Annotated in this window: 9 protein-coding genes; 4 read left to right on the top strand and 5 right to left on the bottom strand. The window is 66.7% G+C overall.

The window, feature by feature from the left end; genetic code table 11:
* Positions 1-63 precede the first annotated feature (63 nt).
* From VA599_RS08285 to VA599_RS08270, 4 genes are all read left to right on the top strand, one after another.
* Entirely contained in the window at positions 64-771 is a 708-nt protein-coding gene (locus VA599_RS08285) for an MIP/aquaporin family protein (RefSeq protein WP_021474963.1), read from the top strand.
* A gap of 194 nt (positions 772-965) precedes the next feature.
* On the top strand, positions 966-2309 hold the full coding sequence (gene glpT / locus VA599_RS08280; RefSeq protein ID WP_104945749.1) for a glycerol-3-phosphate transporter: 1344 nt from the start codon (positions 966-968) through the stop codon (positions 2307-2309).
* Positions 2310-2478: 169 nt separating this feature from the next.
* Positions 2479-3990 (top strand): glycerol-3-phosphate dehydrogenase, encoded by a 1512-nt coding sequence (gene glpD / locus VA599_RS08275; protein ID WP_346788234.1) that lies wholly within the window; start codon positions 2479-2481, stop codon positions 3988-3990.
* A 146-nt stretch (positions 3991-4136) separates the two neighbouring features.
* Positions 4137-4793 (top strand): B3/B4 domain-containing protein, encoded by a 657-nt coding sequence (locus VA599_RS08270; protein ID WP_021474967.1) that lies wholly within the window; start codon positions 4137-4139, stop codon positions 4791-4793.
* Between the two features lie 36 nt (positions 4794-4829).
* Here VA599_RS08270 and VA599_RS08265 read toward each other — a convergent pair whose 3' ends face one another.
* The 5 genes from VA599_RS08265 to VA599_RS08245 all read right to left on the bottom strand — a co-directional run bounded on the left by VA599_RS08265 (position 4830) and on the right by VA599_RS08245 (position 11798).
* The gene (locus tag VA599_RS08265; protein WP_104945747.1) at positions 4830-6452 is read right to left on the bottom strand and encodes a methyl-accepting chemotaxis protein; all 1623 of its coding nucleotides are present in this window, start codon (positions 6450-6452) and stop codon (positions 4830-4832) included.
* A gap of 131 nt (positions 6453-6583) precedes the next feature.
* Complete coding sequence (locus VA599_RS08260) at positions 6584-7753, bottom strand: sugar efflux transporter (protein ID WP_346788233.1); 1170 nt, start codon at positions 7751-7753, stop codon at positions 6584-6586.
* 13 nt (positions 7754-7766) lie between these two features.
* Positions 7767-9674, bottom strand: coding sequence for a Gfo/Idh/MocA family protein (locus VA599_RS08255; RefSeq protein ID WP_346788232.1), 1908 nt, complete (start codon positions 9672-9674; stop codon positions 7767-7769).
* Positions 9668-10594 carry a glycosyltransferase gene (locus tag VA599_RS08250; protein ID WP_346788231.1) on the bottom strand — a complete coding sequence of 309 codons (927 nt, stop codon included), beginning with the start codon at positions 10592-10594 and terminating at the stop codon, positions 9668-9670. The genes VA599_RS08255 and VA599_RS08250 overlap by 7 nt, the downstream gene beginning before the upstream one ends.
* Before the next feature lie 79 nt (positions 10595-10673).
* Positions 10674-11798, bottom strand: coding sequence for an ABC transporter ATP-binding protein (locus VA599_RS08245; RefSeq protein WP_346788230.1), 1125 nt, complete (start codon positions 11796-11798; stop codon positions 10674-10676).
* Position 11799 lies beyond the last annotated feature (1 nt).

Below are 11799 nucleotides of genomic sequence, written 5' to 3'. Positions count from 1 at the left end.
TGACGGCATGACCCGCCGCGCCAAGCGGCGGGCAACTCAAGATAAAGTTGGAAAGAGACAATCATGAATCCTTTGATGGGCGAATTCATCGGCACCGCCTTGCTGGTGCTGCTGGGCAACGGCGTGGTGGCCAACGTGCTGCTGAAGAACACCAAAGGCCACAACAGCGGCCTGATCGTGGTGGCCTTCGGCTGGGCGATGGCGGTGTTCGTCGGCGTGTTCAGCGTGGCGGCGATCAGCGGCGCGCATTTGAACCCGGCGGTATCGGTGGCGTTGGCCGTGGCCGGCAAGTTCCCGTGGGACAAGGTGCCGGGCTATGTCGCCGCGCAGATGCTGGGCGGCATGGCCGGCGCCGGCCTGATGTGGCTGATCTACCGCAAGCACTACGAAACCACCGACTGCGCCGACACCAAGCTGGCCACCTTCTGCACCGGCCCGGCCATCCGCAGCCTGCCGGGCAACCTGGTGTCCGAGATCGTCGCCACCTTCGTGCTGGTGTTCGCCATCCTGTCTATGGTGGCGCCCAAGATGTCGCTGGGCGCGATCGATGCGTTGCCGGTGGCCCTGTTGGTGCTGGGCATCGGCGTGTCGCTGGGCGGCACCACCGGCTACGCGATGAGCCCGGCGCGCGATCTGGCGCCGCGCATCATGCACGCCATCCTGCCCATCCCCGGCAAGCGCGACAGCGACTGGGGCTACGCCTGGGTGCCGGTGGTCGGTTCGCTGATCGGCGGCGCGCTGGCGGCGCTGGCTTTCACGCTGCCGCTTTGATGTTCTAGTCGTTTCGACGCCGCCGTGTCCGCACGGCGGCGTTTTCACAGGCTGGCGCCAGCCAGCCTGGCGCGGGACCGCCGCCGACAGAGCGCGCGGCCCGCCGGAGCGATCCGCCCCACGGGCGACGCCTTATGGTTTCGCCCGGGACGGTGGATGGCTGTTGTCCGCACCTCAACTCGGAAAGAAGTCCCATGATCAGTCTGTTCAAACCCGCGCCACACCTTCCCCCGCTGCCCGACGCGCAGCAGCACGGCCTGTACCGCCGGCTGCGCTGGCAGATATTCCTCGGCATCTTCATCGGCTACGCCGGCTACTACCTGGTGCGCAAGAATTTCTCGCTGGCCATGCCTTATCTGGTGGAGCAGGGCTTTTCGCGCGGCGACCTCGGCTTCGCGATGTCCGGCGTCGCCATCGCCTACGGCTTGTCCAAGTTCCTGATGGGCGCGGTGTCCGACCGCTCCAACCCGCGCGTGTTCCTGTCCGCCGGCCTGGTGCTGTCCGCCGCCGTCTTCCTGCTGATGGGCTTCGCGCCGTGGGCCACTTCCAGCGTCGGCATCATGTTCGTGCTGCTGTTCCTCAACGGCTGGTTCCAGGGCATGGGCTGGCCGGCCTGCGGCCGCACCATGGTGCACTGGTGGTCGCAGAAGGAGCGCGGCGGCGTGGTGTCGATCTGGAACTGCGCGCACAACGTCGGCGGCGGCCTGATCGGCCCGCTGTTCATCCTGGGCATGGGCTGGTTCAGCGACTGGCGCGCCGCCTTCTACGTGCCGGCCGCCGCCGCGATCGGCGTCGCCGTCTTCGCCTGGCTGACCATGCGCGACACGCCGCAGTCTTGCGGCCTGCCGCCGGTGGAGGCCTATCGGAACGACTATCCGGAAGACTACAGCGACACGCACGAGCAGGAGCTGACCGCGCGCGAAATCTTCAAGAAATACATCCTGCCCAACAAACTGCTGTGGTACATCGCGCTGGCCAACGTCTTCATCTACCTGCTGCGCTACGGCGTGCTGGACTGGGCGCCGACCTATCTGAAGGAGGTCAAGCACTTCTCGGTCGACAAGTCGTCGTGGGCCTATTTCCTGTACGAGTGGGCCGGCATCCCCGGCACGCTGCTGTGCGGCTGGATGTCGGACAAGCTGTTCCGCGGCAACCGCGGCGCCACCGGCGTGTTCTTCATGGCGCTGGTGACCCTGGCCACCGTCGTCTACTGGCTGAACCCGGCCGGCAACCCCACCGTGGACATGCTGGCGCTGATCGCCATCGGCTTTCTGATCTACGGCCCGGTGATGCTGGTGGGCCTGCACGCGCTGGAGCTGGCGCCGAAGAAGGCCGCCGGCACCGCCGCCGGCTTCACCGGCCTGTTCGGCTACCTGGGCGGCTCGGTGGCCGCCAATGCGGCGGTCGGCTACACCGTCGACCATTTCGGCTGGGACGGTGGCTTCGCGCTGCTAATCGGCTCCTGCGTCGCCGCCATCGTGCTGCTGGCGCTGACCACCTGGCATGGCCATCAACAGGGCAAGCTGGCCTCGGCTTGACGCGATGGGCGCGGCCGGCGACGCGTCGGCCGCGCAGAAGCCCATTCGCGTACATAAAACGCGCAAAATAAAACGTAAAACGAAAATCTTGTGTTGTATTAAGGTTCGTTATTAATTATTCTGGGTAGTAAAGCTGGCAAGGCCAGTCCGGACTTTAGCGAGGTATGCGGTGGAAACTTACGATCTGGTAATCATAGGCGGCGGCATCAACGGCGCGGGCATCGCGCGCGACGCCGCCGGGCGCGGCCTGTCGGTGCTGCTGTGCGAGAAGGACGACCTGGCCTCGCATACGTCGTCGGCCAGCACCAAGCTGATCCACGGCGGCCTGCGCTATCTGGAATATTACGAGTTCGGCCTGGTGCGCAAGGCGCTGCAGGAGCGCGAGGTGCTGCTGAAGGCCGCGCCGCACATCATCTGGCCGCTGCGCTTCGTGATGCCGCACGCGCGCGACCAGCGCCCGGAATGGATGATCCGCGCCGGCCTGTTCCTGTACGACCATCTGGCGAAGCGCGAAGTGCTGCCGGGTTCGGAAACCATCAGCTTCGCCAGGCATCCGTCGGGCGCGCCGCTGAAGGACGCGTTCAAGCGCGGCTTCGTCTATTCCGACGGCTGGGTGCAGGACGCGCGGCTGGTGGTGCTGAACGCGATGGACGCCGCCGAGCATGGCGCGAAAATCCATGTCCGCACCGCCTGCGTCGCCGCCCGCCGCGATGGCGAGCACTGGCTGGCCACGCTGGAGCGCGAGGACGGCTGCCGCTTCGAGGTCCGCGCCCGCGCGCTGGTCAACGCCGCCGGGCCGTGGGTGCAGAGCCTGATCGAAGACAAGCTGGCGATGCCGTCCAGCAAGTCCATCCGCCTGGTCAAGGGCAGCCACATCGTGGTGAAGAAGATCTTCGACCACCCGTTCGCCTACATCTTCCAGAACCCGGACAATCGCATCATCTTCGCCATTCCGTACGAGAAGGATTTCACCCTGATCGGCACCACCGACGTCGAATACCACGGCGACCCGGCCCAGGTGGCGATAGACGGCGACGAGATCCACTACCTGTGCGAGATGAGCAACCGCTATTTCCACAGCCAGATCGCGCCCGCCGACGTGTTGTCCACCTATTCCGGCGTGCGCCCGCTGCTGGACGACGCGTCCGACAACGCGTCCAGCGTCACCCGCGACTACGCGCTGGAGATGGACCTGAAAGGCGCGCCGCTGCTGTCGGTGTTCGGCGGCAAGATCACCACCTTCCGCAAGCTGGCGGAAGAGGCGGTGGACAAGATCGCGCCGCTGCTCGGCTGCGGCAAGGCCACCTGGACCGCCGGCGCGCCGCTGCCGGGCGGCGACATGCCGGGCGCCGATTTCGGCCGCTTCCTGCAGGGCCTGCGCCAGCGCCATCCGTGGCTGCCGGAAGCGCTCGCCGAGCGCTGGGCGCGCGCCTACGGCACCCGCGTCTCCAAGCTGATCGGCAAGGCGGACAGCCTGGCCGGTCTGGGCAAGGAAGTGCTGCCGGGCCTGTACGAGGCCGAGCTGGCCTATCTGGCTGACGCCGAATGGGCGACCCGCAGTGAGGACATCCTGTGGCGGCGCTCCAAACTGAAGCTGCACCTGCCGGCCAACGCCGCCGAGGTGGTGGACGCCTGGCTGGCCGCGCGCGCGCAGCCGCCGCGCGAGGCGCTGAGCGCCTGAGCGGTTTTCCCGATCTACAATACAGCCCGGTTCGCCGGGCTGTTTCGTTTCCGGCGCCGGCGCGCTAATGCCTCATTAAAAGCTTTCGTTTCACGACCTTGGCGGCATTGGCTAGCATGGTGCGGATGTCGATGAAGGGAGCGAAGATGCGCATTGCCTTGAGTGAGGCCCTGTTGGGCCGGATGCCGGAAATGGAAGTCAGCGGGCTGCTGGCGCTGGACCTTGACGCGGCCGGCTTGCCGGAAGCGGAGCTGGCTTTGCCGGCGCATGAGGCCGATCTGGACGCGCTATTGCTGCGCTGGAAGGAAATCTACCGCGCGCTGCCGGGCGACAAGAAGGCGCGCTGTTCGCTGGAGTATCTGGCGAAAGCGGCGCAAAAGGGCAAGCTGCGCCGCATCCTGCCGTTGGTGGACCTGTACAACCAGGCTTCCCTGTTGAGCCTGGCGCCGTTCGGCGGCGAGGACGTGGACAAGCTGGACGGCGAGCTGACGCTGGATCTGGCGCGCGGCGACGAAGCTTTCCTGCCCCTGGGCCGCGCCGAGGCGGAGCGCGCGCTGCCGGGCGAGGCGGCGTGGCTGAACGGCGGGCGCGAAGTGGTGTGCCGCTGCCTGAACTGGCTGGAGTCCGACCGTTTCAAGCTGACCGAGTCCAGCCGCAACGCGGTGTTCGTCAGCGAGCGGCCGGATGCCGGTTTCCCGTCCGGCGAAGCCGGCATGGATTGGCTGGAGCGGCGGCTGGCGCCGCATGCCGGCCGGCTGCTGCGGTTCCGGCTGAACGCCGCCAATCCGTTTTTCTCGGCCTGAAAACGCGCGTCCGGCTTCGGACGCGCGGCCTGGCCCTCACAGGCGGAACTTGCCCACCATGTCCTGCATGTGCGTGGACAGCCCGTTCAGGCTCACCACCGCGCCGTGCAGCTCGCCGGCGGCCAGGGTATTGTCGGCCACCATCTGCGACACCGTTTCGAAGCTGCCGGCGATGCTGTTGCACACGGTTTTCTGTTCCGCGATGGCGTCGCGGATCTGCACCACCCCGCCGCTGGCCTCCTGCACGCTGTCGTTGGCGGCCTGCAGGTTGGACATCACCGTTTCCATGGTGCCGCGGCTTTGCCGGGTGGCGTCCAGGCCGCTTTGCACCGTCGATCCCACTGATTGCGCGTTCTGGCTCAGCTGTTCCGTCACCAGTTTGATCTCGCTGGCCGCCTTGGCCGAGTTTTCCGCCAGCTTGCGCACTTCGTCGGCCACCACCGCGAAGCCGCGGCCCATCTCGCCGGCGCGCGCGGCCTCGATCGCCGCGTTCAGCGCCAGCAGATTGGTCTGCTCGGCGATGTCGCGGATCTGGCTGGTCAAATGGCCGATGGCCTGGGTGCTGTCGCGGAAGGCCTGCGAGGCGGTGTCGACCTGGCCCATCACCGTGTCTATGGTTTCCGCCTGGCGGCGCAGCCGCGCCACTTCTTCCAGCCCCTCGCGCGTCTTCTGCGCGCTGTTGTGCGAATCCTCGCTGATGCGCGAGGTCTGATCGGCGATGGTGTCTATGCTGGTGGCCATCTGTTCCAGCGAGGCGGCATTGCTGGCGATGGCGTCGTTCTGCGTTTCGGCGCCGCTGGCCAGCGCGCGGGCGGAGCGGCCCAGCTCCTGGCTGGTGTCGCCCACCTGCCTGGCGGCCTGGATCAGCTCGCTTATCAGCGCGCCCAGATGGATGCGCACCGTTTCGCTGCAGGCGGCGATGCGGCCGATCTCATCCATTCGCCCAGGCTGGAACGGCCGGGTGAAGTCGCCGTCGGCCAGCCGGGTCAGGTCGGCGACCACCTGGCGGGCGCGGCGGATGATGGTGGCGTTGACGTAATACAGGAAGAAGCCCAGCCCCAGCGCGGTGCCGATGGCCATGGCGACGCCCACCCGCCATAGCGCGGCGTTGGCGCTGGCTTCCGCGTCGGCCGCGTCGGCCTTGGCGCGCTTGGCCAACAGGTCGCTGGCCTGGGTCAGCAGGTCGGTCGGCGGGCGGTCCATGCCGGCCACCTGTTTGTCTCCGACCTTGGCGTCGCCGCCAGACTGTTTGAACGCCTCCAGGCCGCGGCGGTAGTCTTCGCCCATTTTCTGGTGGGCGGAGACGAATTGCTGCAGCAATTGCTGAGCCTGGGGATCCGATACCGACGCCGCCAGCGCGCTGCCCTCGTCGTGGACCTGGCCTTCCTTCTTCTCGAAATTGCCCCAGTATTTGGCCAGCTTGGCCGGATCCTGGCCGCGCAACAGCGTGTCCTTCCACTCCTGAACCTGCTTCTTGAAGTCCACTTGCATGGTCAGCACCTGCCGCACGCTCTGCTGGTCGGCCGCCACCTGGTCGCGGAAAGTGCGGATGCCGCCCCATAGCTGGTACAGGGAAAACAGCGACGCGCACAGCAGGATGGCGACCACCAGGCCGACGATGGCGGCCAGCTGTCCGGCCAGAGAGGTTTGGCGCTCCATGTGAAGCTCCCGACAAGAATGATTCTGTTCTAGTTGTAGGGCAGATTGTCTCTAACTAGGAAAGAATACTTAGCGGGGGCCGGGTTGTGGATAACTTGTCTTGTTGAAGATGGTTGTGGGTAAGTGGCAGGTCACTTCAATTGCGCGGCCAGCGCGCCGGCCGCGCGCGTCCTTTCCCAGCGCAGCCAGAGAAACAGCAGGCAAGCCAGCGCGCAGGCGACGGAGCATAGGGCGAGCGACGCGCGGTAGCCCCAGATCGCGGCGATGCCGCCGCCCAGCAGCGCGCCTAGCGCCATGCCGGCGGATATCGCGTTGGAGTACAGCGTGGACGCGTAGCCCAGACGCTCCCGGGCCAGTTGCTGGCATAGCTGGAGCCCCGCGGTGGCGCTCAAGGCGATGCAGGCGGCAGGCAGCCATTGAAGCAGCAGAATGAGCTGCCAGGCATCGACCATGACGAATACGATGTAATAGCCCGCGCCCAGCATGGCGGCGGCCAGCAGCTGTTTTTCAGGCGGCCAGCGGCGGCTGATCTTGCCGGACAGCATCATCAAAGGAATCTCTATCGCGGCGGTTAATCCGAACAGCACCCCTGGCAGCCATGCGGGCGCATGCGGCTGCAGAGCCAGGTGGAGCGGCATCTGGATGATGTAATTATTGATTGCGACATAGAGCACCCCGATGCCGGCGGCCACCAGCCACATCGCTTTGCCGGGTTTGTCGTCGATCGCGTCCGCCGCGGGCGCGGCTTGCGGTTTGTCGCTGGCGGGAAGCCGATAACTGGCCAGCCAGATCAGGCCATAGATGGCGATCAAGAGCGCGAATGCGGCCTGGTAGCCAAGGGCGGCGGCGATGCCGAATGAAAGAGGGGGGCCGATCACCCAGGCCAGGGACACCATGGCGCGCATGGAGCCCAGCATGCCCGCGCTGTTGCCCGACGATCGCGACGCCGCCAGCGCAAACAGTTGCGGCGCGGCAATCGAGGTCAGGCTGACCAGGCTCAGGCTGGCCAAGGCCAGCCAGACCTTGTCGCGCAGCGTGGCGAAAGCGAGGAAGGCCAGCATGCCCGCCAGCGCGGATAGACGGATCAACCGCTGCCGCGGCCGGCCGTCGTCGGAGCGTGCGCCTACCCAGTGCGACGTCAGCATGGCGCAGCCGATGGACAGCGCCATATACACGCCGACGAAGCCGGGGCTGGCCCCCAGCTCGCGCACGAAGAAAGAGCTTTGCAGGGGATTGAACAGCGCGGTGCTCATGCCTGTGAGGAAGATGCTGGCGAGCAAGGAGGAGTCGCGGAAGGTCATGGATGGCGTCCCATCAATGGAATAAGGCCTGAGCCGGGGCGGGCAAAGCGTAGAGCAGGGCGGCGAAGCGGAATGAGTGCGCCGGCTGCCAGTCCGCATGATGCGTCGGCAGCCGAGCCAGCCAGCTCAACTGCCTGAGGGCCGCTTCCGGGTCTGGTCGCAGCGCGGCGGCCAGCCATGCTTCTGGCACGATGAACTCGGCCATGCCGCGCAGCGAAGCATAGGCCTGGATCGCGTCGGCTTCGCCGCGCCGGATGCGCATCTCGATGCGGGGGCCATTCGACCAATGCAGGTCGAGGCGGATATCGTCCCGCCGGTTTGAGCCGAATCGCAGTTCGACCGGCGCGTCGGGCCAGTCGGCGAGCAGGCCGCACAGGGCCAAGGCGTCAGCCAGCCGATCCGCTGGCGCCGCGGTAGTCCATTCCCATCGCAGCGTTTCCAACTGCTTGGGAGGCAGCGATTGCCGGAGCGCGCCGCGAACATCGGCGCGATAACCGGCGGGAAGGCCGCTTTTCAGCCAGGGGCTGGAAAGGTCGGGCCGCGGTCCGTTCCGCAGCAGCAGCTGGGCGAAGCGGGAGGGGGGCAGGTAAGCGGGCAGGCCGGCCGCCAGCGTCTCCTCCAGTCGCCGGGGCAGCTCGGAGTCGTTGCCGGCGGCGTATAGGCAGGCGGGTGCGGCCGGCATTGCCGGGAGCGTGTCCAAATGGATTCCCGCTATCGTTTTGGACGCCGGCAGCGCGGCTTCTGGCGTGCCTTGCTCTTGCCGCCACGCGATGAGCGGAGGCGCGCCGAGAGCGGCGCGGGCCGCCGCCATCCAGGGCTGGGCGGACAAGGGTTGGAACGACGCGTCCAGCTGCGCGGATCCGCCATTGGATATGCGCTCGCACAGCTCGGTGGCATGGATCGCCAGTTCGCCGCCGCATAGCAACGGGGAATGATTGCGGATCGCCAGGCAAAGGTTGGCGATACCCATGCATTGATCCATTTCCATGCCGTAATCGTGGATAAAGCCCGCGCCGCGCTCAGGCGCGATGGTGCGGGTCTCCACGTGTTGGCCGTCGCCCAGGGGCCGGCGGCGGGAAAGGCGCAGAGGGGAAAAATAATCCCAGCAGTCTTCCAGCGCCAAGCTGCCCTCATCGCCATGAATGGCGATGCTCCTGTCCGCGGTGTCGCATACGATGCCGCAGGTGAGATGGCCGGTGACGCCATTGGCGAAATCCAGCACGCTGGTGGTGAAGTCGGGCGAGGGGCCGGGGGGGAGCGGCGCCCCCGCAACCCGCTTGTCGGGGATCGCCGTCCGGGTGAGGCTGTCCACCGATTTGACCGGGCCGAACCAGGCCAGCGCGATGGACAGCGAATAGGCGCTGTGCTCGGCGGTGCAACCGGTTTCGAATTCGTTGGCGTAGGGCCAGCCCACGCCCAGCGGGTTGATCCAGCGCTCCGGCCTGGCCAGGTCGACGCGGAAATCATGCATGGACAGATGCAGGAAACGGGGACGGCCGATCGCGCCTTGTTCCAGCAGCTGAGCCGCCAGCGTCACCGCAGGGCTGAGCAGGCAGGACGGCGCTGCGCCGAGCAGAACCCCGTGGTGCTGGGCGACCCGCTGCAAGGTTCTGGCCTGTTCGCCGGTCATCGCCAGCGGTTTTTCGCTGTATAGGTGCTTGCCGGATCGCAGAATGCGCAGATTGGCGTCGAAATGCTGTTGCGGCGGGGTCAGGTTGACGACGATATCGATGTCGGAATCCGCCAGCAGGGCGTCAAAAGACGGATAGGCGCGGGCATGGAAATGCGCGGCCCAGCGCGAGGCGCGCTGTTCATCGGTATCGTAGCCGCCGCATATCGAGAACAGGGCGCGGTGGTTGAATGCCGCCATCGCGTAGTAATAGGCCATGTAGCCGCAGCCGAGAATGGCGACTTTCAACATAGCGCGCTTTCCACCGGCGCCGCGCGGGCTGGGCGCGGCAGGTAAGCGTTGACGTCCAGCGGCTTGTTGTTGGCCGCCAGGCAGTCCAGGTATGCGAGCAGCTGAGGTTGCGGATAACGCGCGGCCAGGCGGCGCAGCGTGTCGGCGACGCGCTGTTCGCGTTGCGCATTGGAGGCCACCTCCTCCTGGTGCGGGAGGTGAATGGATCGGCATTCGCGATCCAGCGTCCAGTGCGAATCCGGGCTGTTGAACAGGCGAATGGCGAGGTCGAAATCCTCGCCGCCCCACTGGCGGAAATCATCGTCGAAGCCGCCCGCTTCATGAAAATGCGCGCGCTCCAGCGAGACATGGCAGGTCCAGAACACGTCGAACGGCACCGGCCAGTCGGAAAGATCGTCGCCATGGCGCAGATAGCGCCCCTCGCGCACATCGGCCACCCGCATGGCGCGCAATGCGGCGATGGATGCTTCTACCCGCTCTGGATCGACGCGGCGGGGCCAGTCGGGATCGGGGCTGGGGCCGCCCCACTCGGTGTGCAGGGTCTGCGCCATATAGCCGTAGACGTAGCCAATCACGATTTGACGGGGCCGCGCGGCATGGCGGCGGCAATGCGCGGCCAGTCCCGTTTCCGCCAATAGCACGCCGGAGTCCAGAAATAGAATGATGTCGCCGTTTGCCGCCGCGACGCCTTGATTGCGCGCGGTGGCGGCGCGGAAGCCCTGGTCGGGTTGCCATAGGTATTGCAGGGACAGCGCGGAGGCGAAACGGGAGGCGACTTGTTCGGTGTCGTCGGATGAACCGTCGTCGCAGACGATCACTTCGAACTGGCGGCGCGGCAGGGTTTGTCGCTCCAGGGCGCGAAGCGAGGCGGCCAGCAGCGCCGAGCAATTGTAGGTTGGAATGACGATCGAAATTTTCATGATGGCCGGAAGGTATATTTCGATAAGGCTGGTTTCGCGGTGACGACTCGGAAACCGGCGGCGCGTGCAGCGAAGCGACTCAGCTTGTGGCCGTTTCTTGCGGCCTTTCCTGGATGGGCAGCGGGTCACGCCGCGCCAGCGCCAGTCCGTCGCCGCCGAACAGATGGCAATGGCGCGGGTCCGGCGCCAGGAAGCGGCGCTCGCCCGGGCGCGGCTCGGTCTCGTGGCCGGGCAGCTTCAGCGCGATGGTCTCGCCCTCGCCTTCGTGGCGCAGGTAGACGATCTGCTGGTCGCCCAGGTGCTCCACCAGCTGCACCGTCGCCGGCAGGCCGGATTCGGCGAAGTACAGGTGCTCGGCGCGCACGCCCAGCGTCAGCGGGCCGTCGCCGGCATCGGCCAGCGGCAATGTCAGGCGGAATGCGCCCGGCAGTTCCAGCTCGATGCCGGCGGCGTGCTGGTCCAGCGCCCGCGCCGGGATGAAGTTCATCTTGGGCGAGCCGAGGAAGCCGGCGACGAAGCGGTTGGCCGGGCGGTTGTACAGCTCCAGCGGCGTGCCCACCTGCTCGATGCGGCCGGCGTTGAACACCGCGATGCGGTGGCCCATGGTCATCGCCTCCACCTGGTCGTGGGTGACGTAGATCATGGTGCTGCCCAGCTCCTGGTGCAGCCGGGCCAGCTCGATCCGCATCTGCACCCTGAGCGCGGCGTCCAGATTGGACAAGGGCTCGTCGAACAGGAACACGCCGGGCTTGCGCACGATGGCGCGGCCGATGGCGACGCGTTGGCGCTGGCCGCCGGACAGGGCCTTGGGCTTGCGCTCCAGCAGGTGCTCGATCTGCAGCGTCTGCGCGGCGCGGCGCACGGCGGCGTCGACTTCGGCCTTGCTCTTGCCGGCCAGCTTCAGGCTGAAGGCCATATTGTCGCGCACCGTCATGTGCGGGTAGAGCGCGTAGCTCTGGAACACCATCGCCAGGCCGCGCTTGGCGGGCTCGATTTCGTTGGCCAGCCTGTCGTCTATCCACAATTCGCCGGCGCTGATGTCCTCCAGCCCGGCGATCATCCGCATCATCGTCGATTTGCCGCAGCCGGACGGACCGACGAAAACCATGAATTCGCCATCGCGGATGTCCAGGCTGACATCGTGGATCACTGCATTGCCGTCGTCGTACACCTTGCGGATGTTCTTCAGCGAGAGTCGGGACATC

This window comes from Chromobacterium indicum (genome assembly GCF_039708975.1).
GTDB classification, from domain to species: Bacteria; Pseudomonadota; Gammaproteobacteria; order Burkholderiales; family Chromobacteriaceae; genus Chromobacterium; species Chromobacterium piscinae.
This window is presented reverse-complemented; position numbering and strand designations above follow the sequence as displayed.

Bases quoted from the DNA above. Each gene is read 5' to 3' on its own strand.
- VA599_RS08285 (WP_021474963.1), top strand. From the start codon at position 64: ATGAATCCTTTGATGGGCGAATTCATCGGCACCGCCTTGCTGGTGCTG.
- glpT (WP_104945749.1), top strand. From the start codon at position 966: ATGATCAGTCTGTTCAAACCCGCGCCACACCTTCCCCCGCTGCCCGAC.
- VA599_RS08270 (WP_021474967.1), top strand. From the start codon at position 4,137: ATGCGCATTGCCTTGAGTGAGGCCCTGTTGGGCCGGATGCCGGAAATG.
- VA599_RS08265 (WP_104945747.1), bottom strand. From the start codon at position 6,452: ATGGAGCGCCAAACCTCTCTGGCCGGACAGCTGGCCGCCATCGTCGGC.
- VA599_RS08260 (WP_346788233.1), bottom strand. From the start codon at position 7,753: ATGACCTTCCGCGACTCCTCCTTGCTCGCCAGCATCTTCCTCACAGGC.
- VA599_RS08255 (WP_346788232.1), bottom strand. From the start codon at position 9,674: ATGTTGAAAGTCGCCATTCTCGGCTGCGGCTACATGGCCTATTACTAC.
- VA599_RS08250 (WP_346788231.1), bottom strand. From the start codon at position 10,594: ATGAAAATTTCGATCGTCATTCCAACCTACAATTGCTCGGCGCTGCTG.
- VA599_RS08245 (WP_346788230.1), bottom strand. From the start codon at position 11,798: ATGTCCCGACTCTCGCTGAAGAACATCCGCAAGGTGTACGACGACGGC.